At 67.5% G+C, this 25,086-nt stretch carries 19 protein-coding genes, 1 tRNA gene, 1 pseudogene and 1 riboswitch; of the genes and pseudogenes, 11 read left to right on the forward strand and 10 right to left on the reverse strand.

All coding sequences use genetic code 11. From position 1 onward, the window contains the following. Positions 1-200: 200 nt before the first annotated feature. Positions 201-1,634: a homospermidine synthase gene (locus tag BUQ68_RS21010; RefSeq protein ID WP_075217989.1), complete on the reverse strand. Its 1,434-nt coding sequence runs from the start codon at positions 1,632-1,634 to the stop codon at positions 201-203. 726 nt (positions 1,635-2,360) lie between these two features. Here BUQ68_RS21010 and BUQ68_RS21015 point away from each other — a divergent pair. Further along, on the forward strand, positions 2,361-3,536 hold the full coding sequence (locus BUQ68_RS21015; RefSeq protein WP_075217990.1) for a phosphoserine transaminase: 1,176 nt from the start codon (positions 2,361-2,363) through the stop codon (positions 3,534-3,536). Positions 3,537-3,908: 372 nt separating this feature from the next. Beyond that, positions 3,909-5,495, forward strand: a complete 1,587-nt coding sequence (gene serA / locus BUQ68_RS21020) for a phosphoglycerate dehydrogenase (protein WP_075217991.1) — start codon at positions 3,909-3,911, stop codon at positions 5,493-5,495. A gap of 4 nt (positions 5,496-5,499) precedes the next feature. Here serA and BUQ68_RS21025 read toward each other — a convergent pair whose 3' ends face one another. From BUQ68_RS21025 to BUQ68_RS21035, 3 genes are all read right to left on the reverse strand, one after another. Next, complete coding sequence (locus BUQ68_RS21025; protein WP_075217992.1) at positions 5,500-6,138, reverse strand: hypothetical protein; 639 nt, start codon at positions 6,136-6,138, stop codon at positions 5,500-5,502. A gap of 43 nt (positions 6,139-6,181) precedes the next feature. Then, a complete protein-coding gene (locus BUQ68_RS21030) occupies positions 6,182-7,081 on the reverse strand; it encodes a DMT family transporter (RefSeq protein ID WP_075217993.1) in 900 nt (299 codons plus the stop codon). Positions 7,082-7,183: 102 nt separating this feature from the next. After that, complete coding sequence (locus BUQ68_RS21035; protein ID WP_245293337.1) at positions 7,184-8,113, reverse strand: DMT family transporter; 930 nt, start codon at positions 8,111-8,113, stop codon at positions 7,184-7,186. Positions 8,114-9,105: 992 nt separating this feature from the next. On the opposite strand from BUQ68_RS21035, the gene BUQ68_RS21040 reads away from it, so the two are divergent. Together BUQ68_RS21040 and BUQ68_RS21045 are read left to right on the forward strand one after the other, a co-directional pair. Next, positions 9,106-10,395, forward strand: a complete 1,290-nt coding sequence (locus BUQ68_RS21040; protein WP_075217995.1) for an adenylosuccinate synthase — start codon at positions 9,106-9,108, stop codon at positions 10,393-10,395. 36 nt (positions 10,396-10,431) lie between these two features. Then, positions 10,432-12,282 carry a hypothetical protein gene (locus BUQ68_RS21045; protein WP_075217996.1) on the forward strand — a complete coding sequence of 617 codons (1,851 nt, stop codon included), beginning with the start codon at positions 10,432-10,434 and terminating at the stop codon, positions 12,280-12,282. 60 nt (positions 12,283-12,342) lie between these two features. Here BUQ68_RS21045 and BUQ68_RS21050 read toward each other — a convergent pair whose 3' ends face one another. After that, on the reverse strand, positions 12,343-12,696 hold the full coding sequence (locus BUQ68_RS21050) for a hypothetical protein (protein ID WP_075217997.1): 354 nt from the start codon (positions 12,694-12,696) through the stop codon (positions 12,343-12,345). A gap of 92 nt (positions 12,697-12,788) precedes the next feature. Between BUQ68_RS21050 and BUQ68_RS21055 the strand changes: the two genes are divergently transcribed. From BUQ68_RS21055 to BUQ68_RS21065, 3 genes are all read left to right on the forward strand, one after another. Further along, entirely contained in the window at positions 12,789-13,964 is a 1,176-nt protein-coding gene (locus BUQ68_RS21055; protein WP_245293338.1) for an RluA family pseudouridine synthase, read from the forward strand. Between the two features lie 182 nt (positions 13,965-14,146). Beyond that, complete coding sequence (rpoH, locus tag BUQ68_RS21060; RefSeq protein ID WP_075217998.1) at positions 14,147-15,058, forward strand: RNA polymerase sigma factor RpoH; 912 nt, start codon at positions 14,147-14,149, stop codon at positions 15,056-15,058. Between the two features lie 203 nt (positions 15,059-15,261). Then, positions 15,262-15,828: a redoxin domain-containing protein gene (locus BUQ68_RS21065; protein ID WP_075217999.1), complete on the forward strand. Its 567-nt coding sequence runs from the start codon at positions 15,262-15,264 to the stop codon at positions 15,826-15,828. A 35-nt stretch (positions 15,829-15,863) separates the two neighbouring features. Here the strand turns inward: BUQ68_RS21065 and BUQ68_RS21070 are convergent, their stop codons facing one another. Together BUQ68_RS21070 and BUQ68_RS21075 are read right to left on the reverse strand one after the other, a co-directional pair. After that, on the reverse strand, positions 15,864-16,808 hold the full coding sequence (locus tag BUQ68_RS21070) for an ABC transporter substrate-binding protein (RefSeq protein WP_075218000.1): 945 nt from the start codon (positions 16,806-16,808) through the stop codon (positions 15,864-15,866). 64 nt (positions 16,809-16,872) lie between these two features. Continuing rightward, on the reverse strand, positions 16,873-17,616 hold the full coding sequence (locus BUQ68_RS21075) for an ABC transporter permease (RefSeq protein ID WP_075218012.1): 744 nt from the start codon (positions 17,614-17,616) through the stop codon (positions 16,873-16,875). Positions 17,617-18,075: 459 nt separating this feature from the next. Further along, positions 18,076-18,186: riboswitch (TPP riboswitch) on the reverse strand. Between the two features lie 117 nt (positions 18,187-18,303). On the opposite strand from BUQ68_RS21075, the gene BUQ68_RS21080 reads away from it, so the two are divergent. The 4 genes from BUQ68_RS21080 (at position 18,304) to BUQ68_RS21100 (ending at position 23,646) form a co-directional block, all read left to right on the forward strand. Further along, a tRNA-Glu gene (locus tag BUQ68_RS21080) sits at positions 18,304-18,379 on the forward strand. A gap of 279 nt (positions 18,380-18,658) precedes the next feature. Continuing rightward, positions 18,659-19,770 (forward strand): IS3 family transposase gene (locus tag BUQ68_RS21090; protein WP_095407401.1). Its coding sequence is split into 2 segments (ribosomal slippage): positions 18,659-18,914 and positions 18,914-19,770, totalling 1,113 coding nucleotides; the frame shifts between segments, so codons are not numbered across the junction. Between the two features lie 722 nt (positions 19,771-20,492). Then, a complete protein-coding gene (locus tag BUQ68_RS24035) occupies positions 20,493-23,234 on the forward strand; it encodes a PAS domain-containing protein (protein WP_075218003.1) in 2,742 nt (913 codons plus the stop codon). 31 nt (positions 23,235-23,265) lie between these two features. Then, complete coding sequence (locus tag BUQ68_RS21100) at positions 23,266-23,646, forward strand: response regulator (RefSeq protein WP_425349565.1); 381 nt, start codon at positions 23,266-23,268, stop codon at positions 23,644-23,646. Positions 23,647-23,886: 240 nt separating this feature from the next. Here BUQ68_RS21100 and BUQ68_RS21105 read toward each other — a convergent pair. The 3 genes and pseudogenes from BUQ68_RS21105 to BUQ68_RS21115 all read right to left on the reverse strand — a co-directional run. Beyond that, a pseudogene (locus BUQ68_RS21105) lies at positions 23,887-24,135 on the reverse strand (hypothetical protein); the annotation flags it as partial. A gap of 82 nt (positions 24,136-24,217) precedes the next feature. Beyond that, positions 24,218-24,562, reverse strand: a complete 345-nt coding sequence (gene tnpB / locus BUQ68_RS21110; protein ID WP_075218005.1) for an IS66 family insertion sequence element accessory protein TnpB — start codon at positions 24,560-24,562, stop codon at positions 24,218-24,220. After that, positions 24,559-25,014, reverse strand: coding sequence for a transposase (locus tag BUQ68_RS21115; RefSeq protein WP_083656783.1), 456 nt, complete (start codon positions 25,012-25,014; stop codon positions 24,559-24,561). Before BUQ68_RS21115 ends, tnpB begins: the two co-directional genes overlap by 4 nt. Positions 25,015-25,086 lie beyond the last annotated feature (72 nt).

Raw genomic sequence — 25,086 nt, forward strand, 5'->3', positions numbered from 1 at the left:
CAATCGACCCCGTCGTCGATCGACGAAGTCTATCACAGCCTCCACACTGACTGGATCCGGTCAGGTCTGCTGTGCGAATTCGCACATCACGTGGAAACATGTCGGGACTATCGGCTGAAAACGGTCTAACGCTTTGCTATCCAATGAAAAAGGCCGGTCGCAAGACCGGCCTTCATGGATGGACGCGGGCAGCGTGCCGGTCAGCGGACCAGCACGTTGCGGAAGCTCCAGGGCTCGTCGAGATCCAGGTCCTCGGGGAAGAAGCCCGGCCGGTCGGTCAGCGGCGTCCAGTCGGTGTAGATGGCTTCCACCGAACCGAGGTAGGGCTTCTGCACCTCCAGGCAGCGGGCGTGGTCCATCTCGTCCGCCTCCACGATGCCGGCCTCGGGGTTCTCCAGCGCCCAGACGATACCGGCGAGCACCGCCGACGACACCTGCAGGCCGGTGGCGTTCTGGTAGGGGGCGAGCGTGCGCGCCTCCTCGATGGTCAGGCGCGAGCCGTACCAGAGGGCGTTGCGCGCATGGCCGTAGAGAAGCACGCCCAGTTCGTCCCGCCCGTCCACGATCTCGTGCTCGTCCAGCACGCGCTGGGTCGCCTGGGCGACGCCGGCGCGGCCGAACATCTCGTGCAGCGACAGCACCGCCACGTCCGAGGGGTGGTAGGCATAGTGGCAGGTCGGCCGGAATTCCGGCGTCTCGCCCGATCCGACCGTGTAGTAGTCCGAAATCGAGATCGCCTCGTTGTGGGTCACCAGAAAGCCGAACTGCGGGCCCGGCGTCGGGCACCAGGTGCGCACCCGCGTGTCCGCGCCCGGCTGCAGCAGGTAGATGCCCGCCTTGTTTCCGGTGGCATGGCCGCGGGCGTTCTCCGGCTTCCACGTCTCGAAGCTGCCCCAGCCGAGTTCGGCCGGCTGCAGGCCCTCGGAGATGAAGCCTTCCACCGACCAGGTGTTCCAGAAGGTGTCGCGCGGCTTCGGCGCCTTGACGCGCTGGGTGTCGCGCTCGGCCACGTGAACGCCCTTCACGCCCACCGCCTGCATCAGCGCCGCCCAGCCGGCCCGGTCCACCGGCACGGCGTCGACCGCCACGCCGGTGTCACGCGCGATGGTGAGAAGCGCCTCCTTGACGAACCAGGAGACCATGCCCGGGTTGGCGCCGCAGCACGACACCGCCGTGATGCCGCCCGGGTTCGAGCGCTTCTCCGCCAGCACGGTCTCGCGCAGCGCATAATTGGTGCGCGCGCCGGCATCGGCCGACTTGTCGAAGTAGAAGCCGGGCCACGGCTCCGTGACCGTGTCGATGTAGAGCACGCCGAGCTCGCGGCAGAGCCGCATGATGTCGAGCGAGGAGGTGTCCACCGACAGGTTGATGCAGAACCCCTGGCCTTCGCCGGCGGTCAGCAGCGGCGTCAGCAGCGCCCGATGGTTCTCCCGCGTCACCGCCTGCTTGGTGAAGGCGATGCCCCGCTCGTCGAGAAGGTTCCGATGGGTGTCGACCGGGTCGATCACCGTCATGCGCGTTTTATCGAATGAAATGTGTCGCTCGAGGAGCGGCAAGATACCACGACCGATGGACCCGAAACCGATGAGCACCAGGGGACCGGAAATCGTGCCATGCACGAGCGATGCGTTCATTCAAACTTCTCCTATGGTTCGGATCGTCTCCGAGAGGGATGCGCGACAAGGGGCCTAATGGGGAAACGGCGCGGGTTCCGAACATGGCCGGACACGCCTTGCGCCAACGCCGGCCGCATCATGAGCGCCGGACGAGCGCGCCTTATAGCCGAAACGGCCCGCCAAGGAAACGAGAGTTTTGTGACAATTGAGGAGGGCGGCATGTCCGTGCGGCACAAGTCGGCGCGGCGCGGGGTCGGTCCTTACGGGATCGACGGTGGTGCTCCGTCCGCACCCCTCGCCCTCCTCGATCGTCATGGTCCGCGAAGGCGGACCACCCTCGCATTGTTTTGCAAGGTGTTTCGGCTCCCGTTCGCACCCGGCGAAAAGCGTGGGTGGTCCGCCTTCGCGGACCATGACGAGGGAGGCGGTCTTCGCGTGCGCCCGCGAAACCGCGCCGTTTTCCCTCGCCGCGTCCCCCACCCTCCTCTCCGTCATCCCGGCGAACGCCGGGATCCAGCCGACGCCAAAGGAGGGAGGAACGGTGCGGATGATGGTTCCTGCGGTTGGATCCCGGCGTTCGCCGGATTGCGATCGAGGGCACCCGTGGCCGGCGCTCGGCACCGCCGTTCCTTCCCTCAACCCCTCCGCATTTCCCCGCCCGTTGACGGCGGACGTGCTTTCGCCTATCCCCGATGGCGGGACACCCCTCCCCACCGAGGGGCGCCTATCTGAAAGGATAGCATCATGACGACGACCGCCCGCCCGGCTGAAAAGCCGGCCCGTCCGCATTTTTCCTCCGGCCCCTGCGCCAAGCGCCCAGGCTGGTCCGTTGAGGCCTTGAAGGGAGCGGCTGTCGGCCGGTCCCACCGCGCCAAGATCGGCAAGACCAAGCTCGCCGAAGCGATCGATCTCACCCGCGACATTCTCAACGTCCCCGCCGACTGGCGCATCGGCATCGTGCCGGCGTCCGACACCGGCGCGGTCGAAATGGCCATGTGGTCGCTCCTCGGCGAGCGCCCGGTCGATCTTCTCGCCTGGGAGTCGTTCGGCTCCGGCTGGGTCACCGATGCCCTCAAGCAGCTGAAGCTGAAGGATGCCCGCGAGATCAAGGCGCCCTACGGCCAGCTGCCGGACCTTGCCGCCGTGAACTTCGACCACGACGTGGTCTTCACCTGGAACGGCACCACCTCGGGCGTCCGCGTCCCGAACGGCGACTTCATCCCCGCCGACCGGCAGGGTCTCACCATTTGCGACGCCACCTCGGCGGCCTTCGCCCAGCCGCTGCCCTTCGACAAGCTCGATGTGGTCACCTTCTCCTGGCAGAAGGTGCTCGGCGGCGAGGCGGCCCACGGCATGCTCATCCTGTCGCCCCGCGCGGTGGCGCGGCTGGAGACCTACAAGCCGGCCTGGCCGCTGCCGAAGATCTTCCGCCTCACCTCCGGCGGCAAGCTGATCGAGGGCATCTTCAAGGGCGAGACCATCAACACCCCGTCCATGCTGGCGGTGGAGGACTATATCGACGCGCTCCTCTGGGCGCGGTCGGTCGGCGGTCTCGACGGCCTCGTCGCCCGCGCCAACGCCAACACGAAGGTGATCGCCGATTTCGTGGCGGCCAACCCCTTCCTCGACTTCCTGGCCGAGGCCCCGGCGACCCGCTCCAACACCTCCGTCTGCCTGAAGTTCACCGACCCCGCCGTCGCCTCCCTCGACGACGCCGGCCAGCAGGCCTTCGTGAAGGCCCTCACCGGCTTCCTGGAAAAGGAAGCCGTCGCCTTCGACATCGCCTCCTACCGCGACGCCCCGCCCGGCCTTCGCATCTGGTGCGGCGCCACGGTCGAGACCGCCGACGTGGCGGCCCTGATGCCCTGGATCGCGTTCGCGTTCGAGAAGACCAAGGCGGAGATGGCCAAGGCGGCGTGAGGGGAGGGGGCGGCGGTTTCTTGCCAGAGACGGCGGTTGCCCGTCTCCTGAACCTGCCGCAAGTCCCCCGCTCCTGATCCGACGGTGGTTCCCCCTTCTCCTGATCCGACGGCGGTTCCCCCTCTCCCCAACCCTCCCCCTCCAGGGGGGAGGGGGCCCGTCGAGGTTGAAGGGAAGGGCGGCACCTCTCCCCCCACTGCCATCCGCCCCCTCTCCCCTTGAGGGAGAGGGTTGGGGAGAGGGGTGAACCTCCGCCCCCAGCCGACATCGCCCCCTCCTCCCCAGCCGACATCACCCCCTCCGCCCCCAGCCGACATCACCCCCCATCCCATTCCGCCCAGCGCCCTCCACACCCCCGCAGGAACCTCTCCCATGGCCCCTCGCGTCCTCATCTCCGACAAGCTCTCCCCCACCGCCGTCCAGATCTTCAAGGACCGCGGCGTCGAGGTCGACTATCAGCCGGATCTCGGCAAGGACAAGGAGAAGCTCCTTGAGATCATCGGCAACTACGACGGTCTCGCCATCCGCTCGGCCACCAAGGTGACCGAGAAGGTCATCGCCGCTGCGCCGCGCCTGAAGGTGATCGGCCGCGCCGGCATCGGCGTCGACAATGTCGACGTGCCGGCGGCGACCGCCAAGGGCGTGATCGTCATGAACACCCCGTTCGGCAACTCCATCACCACCGCCGAGCACGCCATCGCCATGATGTTCGCGCTCGCCCGCCAGATCCCGGAGGCCAACGCCTCCACCCAGGCCGGCAAGTGGGAGAAGAACCGCTTCATGGGCGTGGAGCTCACCTCCAAGACCCTCGGCGTCATCGGCTGCGGCAACATCGGCTCCATCGTGGCCGAGCGGGCCATCGGCCTTCGTATGCACGTGGTGGCCTACGATCCCTTCCTCTCCGAAGAACGGGCGATCGACCTCGGCGTCACCAAGGTGGAGCTCGACGAGCTGTTCCGCCGGTCCGACTTCATCACCCTGCACACGCCGCTCACCGACAAGACGCGCAACATCATCGACATTTCGGCGCTCCTGAAGATGAAGAAGGGCGTGCGCATCATCAACTGCGCCCGCGGCGGCCTGATCGTGGAGGCGGACCTCAAGGCCGCGCTCGATTCAGGCCACGTGGCGGGCGCCGCCCTCGACGTGTTCGAGGTGGAGCCGGCGACCGAGCACCCGCTGTTCGGCCATCCGAACGTGGTGGCGACGCCCCACCTCGGCGCCTCCACCACCGAGGCGCAGGAGAACGTCGCCCTCCAGGTCGCCGAGCAGATGGCCGACTACCTGATGAAGGGCGCCGTGCAGAACGCCCTCAACATGCCCTCGATCACCGCCGAGGAGGCGCCGCGGCTGACGCCCTTCGTCAAGCTCGCCGAGCTTCTCGGCTCCTTCGCCGGCCAGCTCACCGAGACCGGCATCAAGGCCATCCGCCTGGAGTACGAGGGCGACGTCGCCGCCATGAACACCCGCGCGCTCACCGCCGCGGGCCTCACCGGCGTGCTCCGGCCGCTCCTCCAGACCGTCAACATGGTCTCCGCCCCGGTGATGGCGAAGGAGCGCGGCATCGCGGTCTCCGAGGTCCGGCGCGACACGGCGGAGAACTACGACAGCCTCGTCCGCCTCGTCGTCGTCACCGACCGGCAGGAGCGCTCGGTCTCCGGCACCGTCTTCGCCGACGGCCGGCCGCGCATCGTGGAGATCAAGGGCATCAAGATGGAGGCGGAGTTCGCCCCCTCGATGATCTACGTCACCAACGCGGACAAGCCCGGCTTCATCGGCCGCTTCGCCAGCCTCCTCGGCGACGCCGGCATCAACATCGCCACCTTCGCCCTCGGCCGCCACGCCCAGGGCGAGGACGCCATCTGCCTCGTGGAGGTGGACGGCGAGGTCCCGGCCGACGTGCTCGCCGAGATCCAGACCATCCCGGCCGTCCGCCAGGCGAAGGCGCTGCGGTTCTGACCGCTCAGCCGGCCCGCCGACGGTAGGCCGGCCCCTTCTCCGCCGCCGGCGCGTCCACCACGGGCGCTTCGGCGGCGGGCGGCGGCGGCAATGCCTCCAGCCGCCGCGCCACATCCGCGACCACCGACCGGTAGGCCGCGAGATAGCTCCGCGGCACCACGAGCACCACCCGGTCGCCGCCGCGCGCCTCCAGCCGCACCGCGAGATCCCGGTCGGCCGCAAGGTCGGCCGGCGTCAGGTCGATGCCCACCGTCTCCTCGCGCACGCATGTGCCGCCGGAGCAATCCCGGCGTTCCCGGAAGATCTTGTCCGCCCGGCGTGGCGCCCCGTGGGCGAAGCTGGCGAAGGCGTAGTCCTGGTAGGCGCGGTCGTCGTAGGTGACCTCCACGTAGAGCTGGTGCCGCTCGGTCCGCGCCGCCCGGTCGACGCCGCCGCGGAGCGCGTAGACGGCGTTGGGCCAGAGCCCCGCCCGGATGCCCGGCCCCAGCACCTGCGCCTGCGGGTCGAACACGCTGTCCACGACCTGGACGGCGGCGGCGATGTCGGCGGCCGGCCGCGCCGCATAGTCCCCTGCCGTCACGCAGCCGGCGAGCGCGAGGCCCGCCGCCGCCACAAAGCCCAGCCGTTCCGTCGCCCGCCGCACCGCCGCCTCCGCATCGGATCCGGCGGCAACAGTGTCATTTCTGCTAATGCCGCGCAAACCCCGCCATCATCCGCCGCCAGACCCGCCCGTCGATCGCCACCAGCCCCGCCATGATCAGCCCCATGCCCACCCAGTGGCGCGGCGCCAGCGTCTCGCCGAGCACCGCGACGCCGAGCAGGATGGCGCTCACCGGCACCAGGAAGGTCACCAGCATCACGTTGGAGCCGGCGAGCGTCAGGATGCGGAAGAAGAGGATGTAGGCGAGCGCCGTCGCGCCGAACGCCAGGAAGGCCACCGCGGCGATCACGTCGCCGGCCGGCAGCGGCAGCGTCCACGGCGCCTCGGCGACAAGCATCAGCGGCAGCACCATCAGGCTCGACAGCGTCAGCTGCCCCGCCGCCGTCTTAAGCGGCGGCTGGCCGCGGAAGCGGCGGCCCCAGAGGGTGGAGAAGGCGTAGGAGACGGCGGCGGCGAGGCACGCGAGCTCCGCCGTCAGGTGCCAGCCGAGGTCGGCGAGGGCACCGAGGCCCAGCATCTCGGCGACGCCGACGAACCCCAGGATCACCCCCACCGTCTTGTTCGCCGTCAGCCGCTCGTCCGTTGTGAAGGCGTGGGCGACGAGGGCGGTGAAGATGGGCGTCGTGGCGTTGAGGATGGAGGCGAGCCCGGCGCCGATGTGGGCGGTGCCGTAGAAGATCAGCGCGAACGGCACGACGTTGTTGAGAAACCCCATCCCGGCATAGTCCGCCACCTGGCGGCGCGTCCAACCGAGCCGGGTGCCGCCGAGTCTCAAAACGGCGAGGAGCACCGCCGCCGCCAGCGCGCAGCGCAGGAAGACGAGCGTGAAGGGCGGCAGAACCGGCGCCGCCACCCGCGCCGACAGGTAGGAGCCGCCCCAGAGCAGCGACAGGGTGAGGAGAAGGATCCAGGCGCTACGGGGCATCGGAGCATCGCATCGAAGAGGGGAGATCGGACCGGCCGGCAGCCATGACCGGCCGGGCGGGTGGGCGCCACCCGTTTCCCGCCGACACGGGGCGCGCGCGCATCAGGGCGACGCCGCCGCCGCCCGCGCGCGGCTCGCCCGCTCGGCAAAGAGGATGCCGCCGAGGACGAGGGCGAGCGCCGCCCCGTGATAGGCATGGAACGGCTCGCCGAGCACGCCGACGGCCAGCACCGCGGCGAACACCGGGATCAGGTTCACGAACACCCCCGCCCGGCCGGGGCCGATCAGCTCCACCCCGCGCACGAAGAAGATCTGGCTGAGTACCGACGGAAACACCCCGCAATAGGCGATGGTCGCCCAGCCGACCGCCGTCGGCGCCTGGAATTCGCCGAGCGCGATCTCGGCCGCCAGCAGCGGCAGCGTCGACAGGAAGCCCGTCACGGCGAGCCCGGCGAAGAAGGTGAGCCCGTTCACCTTCGGCCGGTCCGGCAGGAAGACCGTGTAGATGGCATAGGAGACGCAGGCCCCCAGCATCAGGATGTCGCCGACGTTGAAGCCGAGCGTGGCGATAGCCGAAACGTCGCCCCGCGTCGCCACCACGGCGACGCCGAGGAGCGTCACCATCATGCCGAAGAGCTGCGCCCGCCCGGCCTTCGTGCCGCGCGCCAGATAGGCGATCAGGAAGACGAGCCCCGGAATGCCGCCCTGGATGATGCCGATGTTCACCGCCGAGGTGTAGTGCGCCGCCACATAGTAGAAGGCGTTGAAGGCCGTGAAGCCGAGCGTCCCCATGACGGCGAGATAGCCCCAGCGCCCTTTCAGCAGCGCCCAGTCCCGCGTCACCGGTCCGCGCGCCACCGCAGCCAGGATGACCAGCGCCACCCCCCAGCGGAACGCGGTCAGCACCATGGGCGACACGTCCCCGACCGCGATCCGGCTGGCGATCACGTTGCCGGCCCAGAACAGGGTGGCGGCGGGCAGCACCACATAGGCGTTGTCGTAGAAGGACGTGAGGCGGGCGCGGGCGGCCATGGACGGCGATCTCTCGTGGGCGGCCTTCATAGCCGGGACGGCCCCGCGGTGCCATGGGCGAAAAGCACGACCCCGGGTGGCCGCCGGCCCGGCCGCCCCGCTCGCCCACGATCGCGCCGCTCAACCGGTCAGGCACCGCCCCCTCCCCATCCTCCCCGATCGTCATGGTCCGCGCAGGCGGACCACCCACGCCTTTCTCCGGACGCCACCACGCGACGATAGGCGTGGCTGGTCCGGCTGAACACTGAACCGGACCATGACGATGGAGGAGGATGAGGAAACGCTTGCGGTCGCCTGGGTACAGGAAGCTTCGCGCCCCCGACCCCTCCGCCTCCATCGTCATCCCGGCGGACGCCGGGATCCAACCGACCGTGCCGCCTCCGCAACGGCGCGGTTGTCGCCACCCCCGGTTGGGCCCCGGCGTCCGCCGGGGTGACGCCCTGGGGACGGGAATCACCCCACCGACCCACCCGCACCGCCCCCCGCGCCCGCACCGCTCGCCCCCGAACGCACCGCTCGCCCCCGAACGCGCCGGTCGCCCCCGGACGCGCCGCCGCTCTCCCATCCGCCTCCATCGTCATGGTCCGCGCAGGCGGACCACCCACGCATTCGCCCTGCACGACCGAGCGAAGGTATGCGTGGCTGGTCCGGCTGAACCGGACCATGACGATGGAGGAGGATGAAGCAACGCTTGCGGTCGCTCCGGCACCGGCACGTCCGCGCCCCCTCCCCATCCGCCCCGATCGTCATGGTCCGCGCAGGCGGACCACCCACGCTTTTCCGACCCCCCACGCTTTTCCGCGCCCCCTTTTGCACCCCCATCCATTCTCCCCGCTGAATTCGCCGCCGCCGGTTGGAATGCCCTCGCGGCCGGTCTATAGTCCCGCCGCCTCGTTGCCCAAGCCGGCATCGGGGCTTTCCGTGCGTGCGGACTGTCGGCGAAGCGATGCCGGGCGCGCCTCGTGAGGATTGAGAACAGGACCGGTCGGCCGATGGCGAACGTGGTTGTGGTGGGCTCCCAGTGGGGCGACGAGGGCAAGGGCAAGATCGTCGACTGGCTCTCGGAGCGGGCGGACGTGGTGGTTCGGTTCCAGGGCGGCCACAACGCCGGCCACACGCTGGTGATCGACGGCGTCTCCTACAAGCTCTCGCTGCTGCCGTCCGGCGTGGTGCGCGGCAAGCTGTCGGTGATCGGCAACGGCGTGGTTCTCGATCCGCACGCCTTCGTCAAGGAACTGGCCAAGCTCGCCGAGCAGGGCGTGGTGGTGACGCCGGAGAACCTGCGCATCGCCGAGAACGCCAGCCTCATCCTGTCGCTCCACCGGGAGCTGGACGAGCTGCGCGAATCATCGAACACCGGCACCCGCATCGGCACCACCAAGCGCGGCATCGGCCCGGCCTACGAGGACAAGGTCGGCCGCCGCGCCATCCGGGTGATGGACCTTGCCGACCGCGACGTGCTCACCGCCCGCATCGAACGCCTGCTCGCCCACCACAATCCGCTTCGCCGCGGTCTCGGCCAGCCGGAGATCGCCGTGGAGACGATCCACGCCGAGCTGATGGCGGTCGCCGACCAGGTGCTGCCCTTCGTGGACATCGTCTGGCGTCTGCTCGACGAGAAGCGCCGGGCCGGCGCGCGCATCCTGTTCGAGGGCGCGCAAGGCGCGCTCCTCGACAACGACCATGGAACCTATCCCTTCGTCACGTCGTCCAATACCACGGCGGGCCAGGCCTCCACGGGCTCCGGCCTCGGCCCGGGCGCGCTCTCCTACGTGCTCGGCATCACCAAGGCCTACACCACGCGGGTCGGCGAGGGGCCGTTCCCGACCGAACTCCACGACGAGGTCGGCGAATTCCTCGGCACCCGGGGCCACGAGTTCGGCACGGTCACGGGCCGCAAGCGCCGCTGCGGCTGGTTCGACGCGGTGCTCGTCCGCCAGACCGTCCGGGTCTCCGGCATCGACGGCATCGCGCTCACCAAGCTCGACGTGCTCGACGGGCTCGACGAGATCAAGGTCTGCGTCGGCTATCGGCTGGACGGCAAGGTGATCGACTACCTGCCGGCGAGCCAGGAGGCGCAGGCCAAGGTGGAGCCGATCTACGAGACGCTGGAGGGCTGGTCCGGCACCACGCGCGGCGCCCGCTCCTGGGCGGACCTGCCGGCCCAGGCCGTCAAGTACGTGCGTCACGTGGAAGAACTGATCGGCGCGCCGGTGGCGATGCTGTCCACGAGCCCCGACCGGCTCGATACCATCCTTGTACAGGACCCCTTTCAGGACTAACCCTGAAACTAGGGAAAGTTGGCGAGATTCTAATCGATGGCCGATTACTATCCGGTTCTCAAGCGCGCGATCAGTTCGTTGCAGACGAACAGCGGCGAGTCCCGTCGCGCGGTCTACGAGAAAGCGAGAACCGCCCTCGTCAGCCAGCTGAAGTCCTACGAGCCACCGCTGAGCCAGGCCGAGATCACCGACCAGCGCCTGCAGCTGGAAGAGAGCATCCGCCGCATCGAGAGCGAGGTCGCGGGCGCCGCCTTCGGCCTGCCGACGGTGGCCGAGGCGGTGGCCGCCACCCCGGTGGCCGTGCCGGCCGTGCGGATGGAGACCCGCCCCGCCGCGGATGCGCCCGAACCGCCGCCGCCCCCGAAGAAGCCCGAGCCCCAGCGCCCGCCGGAAAAGGCGCCCGAGAAGGCGCCCGAGAGGGCTCCTGATCGGGTGATGGCCGACCGCCCGGCGGAGCGCCCCGCGCCGCCGCCGGAGGCGCCGGTGCGCGCGCCGGCCGACCGGGCTTCCGCGCCCGACCGGGCTACCGCGCCCGACCGGGCGCCGGTGCCCGACCGCGCCCCCGTCGCCGACCCGAAGATCAGCGCCGGCCTGTCGTCCCTGTCGAAGACCGTGCACGAGGCCGAGTCGCTCGGGCATGCGAGCGCCAAGGCGGTGAAGACCGCCCGCGGCGCCATGGAGGAGAACGGCGATCGCCTGCCGGACGGCAAGGTCGAACCCGGCTTCATGGACACGCCCCTCGGGGCCGGCCTGCCGCCGCGCGGCGAGACCCCCTCGCCGGTGGTACCGCCGGCCGCCGCCGCAAGGCGCGATGCGCCGCGCCCGGCCCGTCTCCAGAAGGCGCCGAGCCGCGGCGGAAGCACCCGCCTTCTCGCCGGTCTTCTCCTTGCTATCGTGCTCCTGGCCGGTGCCGCCTTCGCCTTCCTCAACCGCGACGCCTTCTTCGGCACCGCCGATCCGGTCGCCGAGACCGCTGTGCCGGAGGAGACCGCGCCGGTGCCGGCGGAGACCAGCACCGACGGGTCCGAGGCTCTCGACCCGAAGATCCCCGACCGTCTGCCTCAGGACGGCGAGCCGGCCGAACCGATCGCCCCGGACGCCCGGCCGGTGCAGACCGAGCGGGTCGTGCCGCCCGGCGACGTGGACGAGGCGCCCGCGCCGGAGACGCCGGCCGCCGCCGACGCGCCGCCGGTGCCGACCGCCCCGCCGGCGGCCGAAGCACCGCCCGCCGCCGACCTGCCGGCGGTCTCGCCCGAGACCCCGGCCATCCCGGCCGAACCCGCACCGCCGGCCGCGACCACACCGCCGGCCGCCGCCGCGCCGCCCGCGGACGGCCAGGTGGTGCTCGTCGCCCAGCGGGCCATCCTCTACGAGGAGCCGATCCCCGGCTCGGAGGGCGCGCGGGCCGAAGGGCAGGTGCTGTGGCAGTTCGTCAACGAGCCGAGCCTGCCGGGCGAGCCGCCCGTGCCGCAGATCCGCGCCACCGTGGAAATCCCCGACCGGGGCATCCGCATGGTGCTGCAGATGCGCCGCAACACCGACGCCGCCCTGCCGGCGAGCCATATCGTGGAGATGCGCTTCGACCTGCCGGCGGACTTCTCCGGCCGGGCGATCGACACCACGCCGGGGCTCATCGTCAAGCAGACCGAGGACGCCCGCGGCGACCCGCTGATCGGGGCGGTCGCCAAGGTGCAGGACAACCTGTTCTGGCTCGCTCTTTCGGGTGTCGAGCAGGACACCCAGCGCAACCTGACGCTCTTGCGCGAGCGCCAGTGGTTCGACGTGCCGATCCGCTACGGCAACCGCCGCCGCGCCATCCTGACCTTCGAGAAGGGCCCGCCCGGCGAGGCCGCCTTCCAGCAGGCCCTCGCCGCCTGGGGGCCGTGATTTGGCGTCGGCCGGCCTGGACCCGGCCTTCGGGTGCGATCGCCCGAAGGCCGGGTCCGGTCAGCGGGCGATGAGGGTCGTGACGCCGATCAAGCGTCCGCTCGGCATATGGAAGAGGTGGACGGCCCGTCCGCCGGCGCCGTCCACGGTCACCGCCAGCCGCTCGCCGTCGACCGCCGTGTCCACCACGGTGGCACCGACCGGCAGTTCCACCACGGAGCGGAAGGCCTCGCCGCGCGGGGTGTCGTCCTCCAGCCGGTTCACCCGCCAGATGACGGCGAACAGCACGGCCAGGAAGCCGACGCCGAGGGTGATGCCGGAGACGAGCATCAGCTTGCGGAGCTTCTGCTGCACGCGCTCCATGGCCGGGTCGAGCGGCGCCTCGTCGTCCTTGTCGTCGCGGGCATCGGCCATGGTCCGCTTTTCCTTTGCGTCGGGATGAGCTAGTCCCGCGCCGTGTAACGCAACAGTGCGCCGCTTGTCGACGCCAACGGGAGGCAACGACGATGACGGGCGATGAGAGCGACGGGCGGGACCGCCCGGACGACGACCATGCGGACCGACCCGAAACCGCGTCCGCCGCTACGTCGGGCGACAACGGGCTACAAGACGGCTACAAGGCGGACGACATGGCGGCTACAGACGGCGACATCGACCTCGTCGACGACGACAGTAGCCTCGCCCTGGCGGCGGAGACGCTGACCGGCGTCTTCGGCCCGGAAGCGGCCGGCCAGCGGCTCGACAAGGCCCTCGCCGGGCTCTTCCCGGCGGTCAGCCGGTCCCGGCTCAAGTCCTTGGTGGAACAGGGCCATTTGACCCTCGACGGGACCGCCGTGGCGGATCCTTCGCGCAAGGCCAAGGCCGGCATCGCGGTGGTCCTCGACCTGCCGCCGGCCGAGCCGGCCGAGCCGGAGCCGGAGGACATCCCCCTGACGGTGGTCTACGAGGACGAGCACCTGATCGTCATCGACAAACCCGCCGGCCTGGTCGTCCATCCGGGTGCCGGCAACTGGACGGGGACGCTCGTCAACGCCTTGTTATTCCACTGCAAAGACAGCCTGTCGGGGATCGGCGGCGTGCGCCGCCCGGGCATCGTCCACCGCCTCGACAAGGACACCACCGGCCTCATGGTGGTGGCCAAAACCGATAAGGCCCACAAGGGCTTGGCAGCCCAGTTCGCCGACCACGGCCGCACCGGTCCCCTCGAGCGCGCCTACCTGGCGCTGGTCTGGGGAAGCCCGGAACCCTACCGCGGCACCATCGACGCCCCGCTCGGCCGTTCGCCCACCGACCGCACCCGCATCGCGGTCGTCAAGAGCGGCGGACGGGAGGCCGTCACGCACTACGAAGTCGTTGAAAGATATCCGGAAAAGGCCGGCCGGGCGGCGGTCGCCTCGTTGGTGGAATGCCACCTGGAAACCGGCCGCACCCACCAGATCCGCGTCCACATGGCCGCCGCCGGCCATCCGCTGATCGGCGATCCGGAGTACGGCCGCGGCTTCCTCACCAAGATCAACACCCTGGCGGACGAGGTCGCCGCCGTCGTCCGGCCCTTCCCCCGCCAAGCCCTCCACGCCCGCCTCCTCGCCTTCGAACACCCTGTGGATCAAGAGCTTCTCCGCTTCGAAAGCGATTTGCCGGAAGACCTCGAGGCTCTTGTCGAAGCGTTCAGGACTTTGTGAACTTGCGGCGCTCCCTCGTGTTTTGGCCATGATCGTTCTTATATCCTAACGCTGGCGCGCCGCGTTCGCGGGCGCCACCCGGACTGCCGTGCGTAACAACGGGGCCGGGGTCAAGAGGCGGGACCGAGGTCGCCGTGGGGGCGAACCACCTCAGGTCTCCAGCCCGAGAGGAGGGGTGCACCATGGCCCAGACATCACTTCCGGTCCTTGCGGCCGGTGAAGGCGGCCTCAGCCGCTATCTCGACGAGATCCGCCGGTTTCCCATGCTGGAGCCGCAGGAAGAGTACATGCTCGCCAAGCGGTATCTCGACTACGACGACCGTCAGGCAGCTCACAAGCTGGTTACGTCGCATCTGCGCCTGGTGGCGAAGATCGCGATGGGCTACCGCGGCTACGGCCTGCCGATCGGCGAGGTCATCTCCGAAGGCAACGTCGGCCTGATGCAGGCCGTCAAGCGCTACGATCCGGAAAAGGGTTTCCGGCTCGCCACTTATGCCATGTGGTGGATCAAGGCCTCGATCCAGGAATATATCCTCCGGTCCTGGTCGCTCGTTAAGATGGGCACCACGGCCAACCAGAAGCGGCTGTTCTTCAACCTCCGCAAGGTCAAGGGCCAGATACAGGCGCTCGAGGAGGGCGACCTCCGGCCGGACCAGGTGGCGACGATCGCCGAGAAGCTCGGCGTCACCCCGGAGGACGTGATCTCCATGAACCGTCGCCTGGGCGGCGACACCTCGCTGAACGCGCCGCTGCGCGCCGACAGCGAGGGCGGCGAGTGGCAGGACTGGCTCGTGGACGACCGCGAGAACCAGGAGACCGTCCTCGCTGAGAACGAGGAACTCGACCAGCGCCGCAGCATGCTCAAGAACGCCATGGGCGTGCTCAACGATCGCGAGCGGCGCATCTTCGAGGCGCGCCGCCTCGCCGACGACCCGATGACGCTGGAGGACCTCTCGACCGAGTTCGGCGTCAGCCGCGAGCGCGTCCGCCAGATCGAGGTGCGGGCCTTCGAGAAAGTCCAGGAATCCGTGCGCAAGATGGCGGCCGAGCAGGTCGCCCGCACGGTCGACGCCGACAAGCGCGTGCCCGCCTGAAACGGCGGACGCTCCCCGGCGGGCATGCCGCTGCGCGCCCATCTGACGCCCTCCGGAACGGCGCCGCAGTCAATCGCGGCGCCGTTTTCCGTGGTTGCCACAAGCTTTTGATCTCCCTGAAACGTGAAGTCGTTTCTCCTTAATCCGTGATCGGCTAAGGTCCACTTCAAGGGTCGAACGATCTCGTTGGGAGTTTCGACACGATGGCCGATTTCGCGCGCCTCATGCCCCAGGCGCCGGTTCCCCCGCTGCGGGTGGGAACGGTCGGGGGACCATGCTGGCGCCTCTGCGACCAGAAGCCGAAGAATTTTACCCTGGTGGTCTTCTACCGGGGCCTGCACTGCGATGCCTGCCGGGTCCAGCTTCAGGAGTTGGAAGCCAACATCCGCGCCTTTCGCGAGCGGGGCGTGCGGGTAATCGCCGTTTCGGCCGACAGCCGCGACCGGGCGGAACGCACGGCGGAAGCCTGGGGCATCGAGGAACTCACCCTCTGCTGGGGGCTCACGACCGATCAGGCGCGCGCTTGGGGACTTTACCTGTCCGAAGGTCGGGGCCGGACGGCCGATGGCCTCGACGAACCGGCCTTCTTCGTGGAACCGGCGCTCTTCCTGGTGCGGCCAGACAACACGCTCTACGCCAGCATTCTTCAAACCCTGCCGTTCGCCCGGCCGCACGCGGCCGACATTCTGGCCGCGCTCGACGCCATCATCGCGAGCGGGGAGGCGCCCCGCGGCAGCGCCATCGGCCCGATCCGCCACGCCGCCGAATAGCGACGGGCGGCATCGGCCCGGCCGGCCTCGTCCGCTCAGCGCACCACGCGGGCATAAGTCTCCACCGGCGGCATGCTCTCGACGAGGCCCGTATCCACCATGAAGGCGGCGAACCGCGCGTAGCGGCCGGTGTCGAGGGCGGCCGGGCGCTTGGCGAATCGCGGCAGCGTGTCCGTCCAGGCGGTGCGGTTCAGCGGATCATCAAGCTCCGGGTAAGCCTTGACGAAAAGGTCGAAGGCGGCCCCCGGATGGTTGGTGAGGAAGAGCGTCGCCTCCTCCACGGCCTTCAGGAAACGCGGCAGCCGGTCGTCGTCGGCGAGATCCCGATGGGTGACGAGGACCAGTTCGTCATAAACCGGCACCCCGTGCTCCTCCGGAAAGAAGGCCACGCCCTCCCGGCCTTCCAGCCGGATCTGGGTGAGTTCGAAGTTGCGGTAGCCGCCGATCACCGCGTCCACCTGCCCGGCAATGAGCGAGGCGGAGAGGGCGAAGTTGACGTTGACGAGTTCCACGTCGTCGAGGCCGAGCCCGACCGAGCGCAGCATCTGGCCCAGCATGGCATCCTCGAAGCCCGACACCGAATAGCCCACCCGCTTTCCCTTCAAATCGGCGAGCGTGCGGATCGGGCCGTCCTTCAGCACCGTCAAGGTGTTGAGCGGCGTTTCGATCAGCGTGCCGAAGCGGACGAGCGGCAGGCCGGCCGCCACGTCCTGCTGCAGGCTCGGCTGGTAGTGCACTGCCACCTCCGCCTGCCCGGCCGCAACGAGACGCGGCGGCTGGGACGGGTCGGCCGGCGCCACCAGCGTCACATCCAGGCCCTCGCGGGCGAAATAGCCGCCTTCCCGGGCCACCACCAGGGGCGCGTGGTCCGGATTGACGAACCAGTCGAGGAGAACGGTCAGCGTATCCGCCGCCCGGACGGGGAGGGGAGCGAAGGCCAGGAGAAGGGCGAGCACGAAGGCGGGAAGGCGCAAGGTCATGGGGGACGACTCACCTTTGGTTTTGAAAAAAAAGCGGATGGCGGGTGACGGGAAAACCGGTCGGTCATCGCGCCGCCTCCACCCAGGGGATGAGGCGGGCGGTCGCCGCGTGGACGATGGCCCGCAACACGAGCGTGGCGAGGGCGAGGAGCGCGAGCGCCGCGAACAGGAGATCGGTCTGCATGCGGGCATTGGCCTGTATCATCAGGAGACCGAGGCCCTGGGACGCACCGACCCATTCGCCGATGACCGCCCCGATCGGGGCGAACACGGCCGCCACCCGGATGCCGGTGACGAGCGCCGGCAGCGCGTCCGGCAGCCGGATCAGCACCAGCGTGCGCCAGCGGCCGGCGCCGGAGAGTCGCGCCAGGTCCAGAAGTCCGGGATCGGTGCGGGCAAGCCCGTCGGCAAGGGCCGAAGCGACCGGGAAATAGATGATCAGCGTCGCCATCACCACCTTGGAGGCGAGCCCGAATCCGAACCAGAGAACGAGGAGCGGCGCGAGCGCGAACACCGGCAGCGCCTGGCTGACGACGAGGAGCGGCGTCAGCACGCGCGCCAGCGTGGTGGAAAGCCCGACCGCAAGGCCGGTGGCGACCCCGAGGGCGGTGCCGGCCACCAGTCCGAGCAGGATTTCGGCGAAGGTGACCGCCGCTTCAGTGAGCAGCCGTTCGTGTTGGGCGATTGCCACAGCCGCCACGCGCGCCGGGCTCGGCAACATGAAGGACGGCGCGCCCGCCACAAGCACCAGCGCCTGCCAGACGCCGACCACCACGGCGATCGCCGCCAGCGCCCGGCCAAGGCGCAGTGCCAGCCGACGGCCCGTTCCGGACGGCAGCCTGCGCGTCGATCGAGGCGCCAGCCCGCCAGCCGATCCGAGCGAAAGACCCGGCGCGGTCTGGGGGGCTAGTCCGAACCTCGTTCCATGCTCCGTCTCGGGCGCAAGTGACCGGTCCGTTCGGGCTATCGATCCGTGTGTGGGTCCAGGGACCGGCTGCTGGTCGCCTTCGACGGGAGAGCCTGCCGACCGGTCGGTGGCCGTTGGGGCCGGTGCGCCCGCCGTCTCGCCGGTCTCCGTGTCCGGCACGTCCAAGTCCGAGCCTGTCGCCGGATCGGCTGCACCGCGTCGTCCTCCTGGCCTCTCCGGCACTGTCGCCATGGTCCCTCGCTGTCGCGCGGACCACCGAGGGCGACCGCGCCAGGCGGGCCGGCCGGCGTCGAGAGGGGAAAGGCATGGGCGTGCTTAGGCCGGACTTCGGCAACGCGGCGCCGCATGCGGTTCCGTCCCTTCGCCGGCATGACCCGGATCAGGTTCGAAGGGTTCGGCCTCACCGGCCATCTCAGCTCTTCGTTGCGAAGAACACCCCTCGGAACAGACGTCTCTTATGGCCCGACCCGTTCCCGCCCGCAAGACACCACGCCGGCAAATTGCCTCTTGCGCCACCCCGCCCGGACAGCTATATCCCCCGCACCGCAAGGCACCCCGGTGCCCGACGCTCCCTTCGTCTAGCGGTCTAGGACGTCGCCCTCTCACGGCGAAAACAGGGGTTCGATTCCCCTAGGGAGCGCCAATCTTTTCAGGCACTTACCCGTGAGTTGGCTGGAAGTGCCAAATATTTGTCAAATAAGTGTCTGCAGGCAGTGGTGGACGCTTGCCGACCAATCTCGAAGAGTAAAATGGGCAACGTAGGCTTTGACCTGGACTCCCATCGCTCAAAAGCACTGCGGAGAGGTGGCAGAGTGGTCGAATGTACCGCACTCGAAATGCGGCATGCTCGCAAGGGCATCTGACCTTGCCCCCTGGAATGCCCTCGCTCAGAAGCTGGGATCCGTCGATGAGGAGACGGAGAATGCGCAAGAGCCGGTTCAGCGAGGAACAGATCATCGGGATCCTGAAGCAGCACCAGGCGGGGATTGGCGTCGCCGACCTCTGCCGTAAGCACGGGATCTCCGACGCGACCTTTTACACGTGGCGATCGAAGTATGCCGGGATGGAGGTGTCCGAGGCCAAGCGGCTGAAGGCGCTCGAGGAGGAGAACGCCAAGCTGAAGAAGCTGCTGGCGGAGTCAATGCTCGACGTGTCGACACTCCGTGAGGCGCTCGGAAAAAACTTCTGACGCCCAGTTCCCGGAGGCAGTTCGTAGCCTGGGCGATCACGGAGAAGGGCTACTCGCAGCGGCGTGCCTGCGGGCTGGTCGGCCTGGAGCCGAAGACCTACCGCTATGCCTCGAGGAGACCGGACGACAGCGCTCTGCGAGAGCGGCTGAAGGATTTGGCTCGCGAGAGGCGGCGGTTCGGCTACAGGCGGCTGCTGATCCTCCTGCGCCGGGACGGCATCGAGATGAACCACAAGAAGCTTTTCCGCCTCTACAAGGAGGAGCGGCTGACGGTACGGCGGCGCGGCGGCCGCAAGCGGGCGCTCGGCACGCGAGCTCCGATGGCGCTGCCGCAGGGACCCAACCAGCGCTGGAGCCTGGACTTCGTCTCCGACGTGCTTGCCGACGGGAGACGCTTCCGGGTTCTGGTGGTGGTCGACGACTTCACGCGGGAGTGCCTGGCCCTGGTGGTCGACACCTCGCTGTCCGGTCGTCGGGTCGCCCGCGAGCTCGACCGTCTCATCGACGCCCGAGGCAAACCGCTGATGGTGGTGAGCGACAACGGCACCGAACTGACGTCTCACGCCATCCTCCGCTGGCAGCAGGACCACGGCGTCGAATGGCACTACATCGCCCCCGGCAAGCCGATCCAGAATGCCTTCGTCGAGAGCCTCAACGGCCGCTTCCGCGACGAGTGTCTCAACGAGCATCTATTCCAGGGCTTGTCAGCCGCCCGGAGGATCATCGAGGCTTGGCGCCTCGACTACAACGACGACCGCCCGCACACCAGTCTGGGCGGCCTCACCCCAAACGAGATCGCAGCCCGGTCCAGGAAGGACCAGAACCAGAACGGATTCTGGTTATGAACGAGGGCACGATGGGGGCAACGTCACATCGGGGGTTCGAATCCCTCCCTCTGCGCCATCTAACGCTTTAACGCCAATAACGTTTTTGCGGTAAGCTCGAACCTCGCAGGGCCTATCCCAAAGGCGAGATTACGGCAAGCGGTAGTAGGGCCACAACCGCGGCACGGCGGTAGGTTCGGCGGCCTTCAACGACAGCGGCTTCGCTAGCTGTGCCATTCTGCCGAAACATTAACACTCGTCACCGGAGCCTCTCGGGAAAGCCGCCGCTCGAACAGGAATAAGGCGGCAGCCTATGTGCTCAGCGTGAATTTCGTTGCGCACTCTTCCAACCCGCTACGATGAGTTAAGTCCAACCTTGGTCGCAACCGTTGCAAGGACAACTCCTATCGGGCAGCTCGACGTGGGTGCTAGGCATCGATCCTTGTGGTTGCCTCGTCGCGATCAGGATGCGAGTTATTGCATGCGCCGCCCTTTGAAACTGAGACAGTCGCCGCGCAGCGACGCTGATGAACTGGTGATAGCGCAGTATGTCAAGAGCAACTGATGGACCGCACCATCCCGCCTTCCTGACCGGCGGCGGTGAACTTGGCGCTCTTATTCGATCCCACGATTGGGCGGCCGCATCGCTCGGACCGCCAGAAGAATGGCCACAGTCGCTCCGCTCAGCAATTTCCATCTGCCTCCACTCCAGCTTCCCAACAGCGGTTTACTGGGGCCCCGAGTTGTGCCTCTTTTACAATGATACATGGGCACCGGTTCTAAGGGAGCGGCACCCATGGGCACTTGGGCGTCCAGGTGCCGAAGTCTGGGCCGATATCTGGGAACAAGTCGCCCCTCAATTTTTGCATGTAATGAGGACGGGCGAAGGGTTCTCTGTATACGATGAAATGCTCCCCATAATCCGCTGCGGTATTCGTCAACAAACCTACTGGGACTACAGTTTTACGCCGATTCGCGCCGAAGACGGCCTAGTCGCAGGGGTGTTCAACCAAGGCCGAGAAACAACTGATCGGGTGCTCAGCGAACGCCGGGGGCGGTTTCTTCTTCAGCTAAGTGATAAGCTACGCACGCAATCCGATCCTCGATTGATCATCGAGACAGCGCAGGAAGCCCTTGGTCGGTTTCTGGGTGCCAATCGTGTCGGCTATGGTGAAGTAGAGGCAACCGCACGCTACTTCACCACCGAACTCAACTGGACGGACGGGAGCGTTCCATCACGGGAAGGAACACACGATCTTGCTGCCTTCGGACCCGATGTTTTGAGCGCCCTTCGTGCGGGTATACCTCTTCTCATCCAGGACGCCGCGCAGGACCCGCGGACTAACGCGCCGGAAAGCCTGGCAGCGTTTGACGCCATCGATACTCGCGCCGTTATCACGGCATCCTTGATCAAAGAGGGACGCATGCGCGCGGCGCTCTACGTTCACGCGCAGACTGCGCAGCCTTGGATCGGGGACGATGCCGAACTGGTCACCGAGGTCGCAGATCGCACATGGGCTGCTGCGGAGCGGGCGCGAGCCGAGGCGCGCCTGCGTGAGAGCGAGCACCAGTTCAAAACACTGGCCGACCGTGTGCCGAACCTCGTTTGGTTTGCTGATGCGGCGGGTCGTATCCACTATCTGAATCGCCGCTGGCACGAGTTCACCGGGCAAACTACCGAAGAGGCGCTCGGGACGGGTTGGGCGGCGGTAATCCACCCAGATGACGCCGAGAGAACTCTCGAAGTATGGCAAGAGGCTATTCAGCGCAAAGACACTTACGAAGTCGAGTTGCGGTATCGGCGCCAAGACGGAGAATACCGGTGGCACGTTGCACGCGCTGAGCCGTTGAGAGACGAAACCGGACAGGTCACCGGCTGGTTTGGCACTTCGACCGATATTCATGAGCGCCGGCAGGCAGAAGTCGACGCTCGAGCTGAGTCTGAAGCACTTACGGTCATCAACCGCACAGGTGTCATAATTGCGTCGGAGATAGATTTAGATCGAGTGGTGCAAACAGTCACTGATGCGGGTGTTGAACTCACAAATGCACAATTTGGCGCCTTCTTCTACACTGTGCATAACAAAGCAGGCGAGGGCTACACACTCTACACGATCTCGGGCGTGCCGAGGGAACACTTTTCCAAGTTCCCGATGCCGCGAAACACGGATGTATTCAATCCAACTTTCCGGGGCGACGGGGTGGTGCGCTCCGACGACATCACCAAGGATCCTCGTTATGGCAATAACGATCCACACTGGGGCATGCCCAAAGGACACCTGCCGGTACGAAGCTACCTCGCGGTGCCTGTTGCGTCACGATCAGGGGAGGTGATCGGAGGCTTATTCTTCGGCCACTCTGATCCGGGCGTGTTTACTGAACGCAGCGAGCGGTTGATGACGGGCATAGCGTCGCAGGCGGCAGTTGCTATCGACAATGCTAGGCTTTTCCGGGCAGCGCAGCACGAGATTGCCGAACGGGTGCGCAAAGAAGCGCTACTAGAGGAAAGCGAAGAGTTTAGCCGTAGTGTGCTTCAATCGACCGCTGACTGCATTATGGTGCTGGAGCTCGACGGCTCACTTCAATTTATGAACGACAACGGCCGCCGCCTCATGGAGGTGGATGACTTTGCAACAATCTACCGAGAGCCTTGGACCAGCCTTTGGCCCAAGGAGAGCGCGGTCGAAGCCGCTGCTGCCATGCAAGCCGCACGCTCCGGAGAAACGGGCCGGTTCTCGGCGTTTTGCCCCTCCATCAAAGGCACACCGAAGTGGTGGGACGTGGTAGTAACTGCAGTTACAGGTGCCGATGACAAGCCAGTTCGCTTGGTGTCCATTTCCCGTGACGTAACAACGCAGCGTAGGTCTGAAGAAGCGCGCCAACTTTTATTGCGCGAGTTGAACCACCGGGTGAAAAATCTCTTCGCAATCGTCTCCGGAATGGTGACGATGACTGCACGCGCCGCGCCCTCCGTTGAAGAAATGGCCAGCACGCTGAAGGGCCGCTTAGGGGCTCTTGCAAAAGCCCATGAGCTTATTCGCTCTGCGATCATCCCGGAGGCAGACCACCTTGAGAAGACATCTCTTCTCACACTGATCCAAGAAATTGTCAGGCCACATCTCGATGGAAGCAAGGGCGACCAGCTTACGCTTGAGGGGCATGAACTCAGCGTGGGAGTGAGCGCCGCGACGAGCTTGGCGCTAATCCTGCACGAACTTGCGACCAATGCGGCTAAATATGGCGCACTAGCAGATGCAGACGGCCGGCTAAAGATTAAGTGGGGCGTGCTGGACGGACATCTGCAACTATATTGGGACGAGCACGTTACGGAACCGGCCGTTAGGCCCCCGAGTCGCCAGGGCTTTGGAAGCAAACTTGCGCATCTAAGCGCCACAGGTCAGCTCGGAGGTTCCATCGCTTACGACTGGCAACGGACCGGCGTTAAAATATCTCTCACGTTGCCGCTCGATCAGCTACAGCGTTAAGAGTAAAAGAGCTACTATGGCGGTTATTACGATGGCTAATATGATAAAATCTGAAGCCGATCTTAAGGGCAGGCGCGTCCTTATTGTTGAGGACGAGCCCTTTATAGCGTTTGATATAGCTGATGCGATTGAGATGGCCGGAGGCGTGGTCGTTGGCCCTGCCATGACGGTTCGCGAGGCGCTGCGACTTATCCGAGATGAAAGGCTGGAAGCGGCTATTCTGGACGTGAACCTACCGGACGGCGATATTGGGCCAGTCATTTTGGCTCTCTCGAAAGCCGGGATACCGCTGCTCATCCATACGGGGGCAGGCCTCACGCCAGAGCTGCAGCGGCGCCATCCGGGCCTGCGCGTTTTTGCGAAGCCAACGCCACCGCCGGTACTTGCATCTGTGATTGCTTCATCTTTTTAAAGGTAAGATCGCGGTTCGGCCGGGGGCTGTAATACGCGACCTTCAAAGCCGGGCAGATCGGAGCCGCGTTTCAACCAGCTGCAAGCTCTGCTGCGGTCGTGCCTTGCCGTGTCGTATTGCCGGACGCGAGCGTAGTCGCCTACACGCGCGCCCCTTACCGTGCAGCAGCAGGACGATAGCTGGCGGGGGTGCTCGTCAGCTGTTTACGGGCACCACCGGCGGCGACTGCTGTCCGTCCGCCAGCGTCTCGGACTTGCGCCCGAAGCGGGCACGCTCCATCGCCTTCAGGATGGTGGTGAGCCGCTCGATGCGGGCGTCGGCCGCCGCCTTGGCGGCGGCAAGACGGGCTGCCTCCGCCTCCAGGACCAGCCGTTCCGCCTCCAGCCGGGCGGCGAGGTCGCGCTGGTGCGCGCTCTCCGCGCGGGCCGCAAGGACCATCGCCTTCAGCGTCCCGATGTCGTCCGGGAGATCTGGCGAAGCGGTCGTCATGAGCCGGATTCAAGCACGGATCCGGCTGATTTGCGCGCTTTATGGCGCTTCGGGGCTTCTGCCGAGTCACCCTGTCGCAGCCTCAGCCGAGGCTCGTCGGCCGTCGGATGGGGACGCGGCTGACCCGCCGCCAGTCCATCCCGGCGACGAGCGCGAGAAGCTGGGCGGCATGCATGCGGACCACCCCGCCGGTGATCGGCGGCCAGTGGAAGCCGCCTTCGTCCAGCGTCTTGGCGTAGAGGCAGATCCCCGAACCGTCCCACCACACGATCTTGACCTTGTCGGCCCGCTTGGAGCGGAACACGTAGAGGGCGCCGGAGAAGGGATCGGCACCCGCCTCCCGGACCAGAGCCATCAGGCTCTCCGGCCCTTTGCGGAAGTCTACGGGCCTGGCCGCCAGCACCACCTTCGCGCCCTGCGGGATCATGCCTGTCGCACCGCCCGCACCAGGGCCGTCACCCGGTCCGGCGGCACGTCCACACCGACCCGCAGCACGACGGCCCCGACAACGATCTCGACCGTGCCGAACTCCTCGATGGAGGGAACGACCGCCACGTCGGCAAAGGCCGGGGTGACCGTGGTGTCGACCGGCGGTACCGCTGCGAGCGCCGCCGCCTTGCGACGCGACCGGCTTCGCCAGGCGAACAACAGTTGGGGGACGATGCCATGGGCGCGAGCGAGCGCCGACACGTTGACGCCCGGCTCCGAAGCCGCCGCGACCAGGCGCTCCTTGACCGCATCCGGCCAGTGCCGCCGCGGCACGCCCGGGCTTTCGTCCAAGCGAGTGACCTTGCCGTCGATCACCTGAATCACGCTGGCGGCAGATGTGTGCGCAGATGGCAATGCAATGCCCTCGGAGAAAGAGGGCGAAAGGATCACGTAGTTCGCCGCGCCCGGCTACACCGGGGTGGCTGGACGCTTACCACTCATCTGGCGCTAGCGGCAACGGGA

Source organism: Mongoliimonas terrestris, from assembly GCF_001927285.1.
GTDB classification, from domain to species: Bacteria; Pseudomonadota; Alphaproteobacteria; order Rhizobiales; family Pleomorphomonadaceae; genus Chthonobacter; species Chthonobacter terrestris.

What these genes read in the sequence shown, in the direction of transcription:
- BUQ68_RS21010 (WP_075217989.1), bottom strand. Translation starts at nt 1,634, where the DNA reads ATGAACGCATCGCTCGTGCATGGCACGATTTCCGGTCCCCTGGTGCTC.
- BUQ68_RS21015 (WP_075217990.1), top strand. Translation starts at nt 2,361, where the DNA reads ATGACGACGACCGCCCGCCCGGCTGAAAAGCCGGCCCGTCCGCATTTT.
- serA (WP_075217991.1), top strand. Translation starts at nt 3,909, where the DNA reads ATGGCCCCTCGCGTCCTCATCTCCGACAAGCTCTCCCCCACCGCCGTC.
- BUQ68_RS21030 (WP_075217993.1), bottom strand. Translation starts at nt 7,081, where the DNA reads ATGCCCCGTAGCGCCTGGATCCTTCTCCTCACCCTGTCGCTGCTCTGG.
- BUQ68_RS21035 (WP_245293337.1), bottom strand. Translation starts at nt 8,113, where the DNA reads ATGGCCGCCCGCGCCCGCCTCACGTCCTTCTACGACAACGCCTATGTG.
- BUQ68_RS21040 (WP_075217995.1), top strand. Translation starts at nt 9,106, where the DNA reads ATGGCGAACGTGGTTGTGGTGGGCTCCCAGTGGGGCGACGAGGGCAAG.
- BUQ68_RS21045 (WP_075217996.1), top strand. Translation starts at nt 10,432, where the DNA reads ATGGCCGATTACTATCCGGTTCTCAAGCGCGCGATCAGTTCGTTGCAG.
- BUQ68_RS21050 (WP_075217997.1), bottom strand. Translation starts at nt 12,696, where the DNA reads ATGGCCGATGCCCGCGACGACAAGGACGACGAGGCGCCGCTCGACCCG.
- BUQ68_RS21055 (WP_245293338.1), top strand. Translation starts at nt 12,789, where the DNA reads ATGACGGGCGATGAGAGCGACGGGCGGGACCGCCCGGACGACGACCAT.
- rpoH (WP_075217998.1), top strand. Translation starts at nt 14,147, where the DNA reads ATGGCCCAGACATCACTTCCGGTCCTTGCGGCCGGTGAAGGCGGCCTC.
- BUQ68_RS21065 (WP_075217999.1), top strand. Translation starts at nt 15,262, where the DNA reads ATGGCCGATTTCGCGCGCCTCATGCCCCAGGCGCCGGTTCCCCCGCTG.
- BUQ68_RS21070 (WP_075218000.1), bottom strand. Translation starts at nt 16,808, where the DNA reads ATGACCTTGCGCCTTCCCGCCTTCGTGCTCGCCCTTCTCCTGGCCTTC.
- BUQ68_RS21100 (WP_425349565.1), top strand. Translation starts at nt 23,266, where the DNA reads ATGGCTAATATGATAAAATCTGAAGCCGATCTTAAGGGCAGGCGCGTC.
- tnpB (WP_075218005.1), bottom strand. Translation starts at nt 24,562, where the DNA reads ATGATCCCGCAGGGCGCGAAGGTGGTGCTGGCGGCCAGGCCCGTAGAC.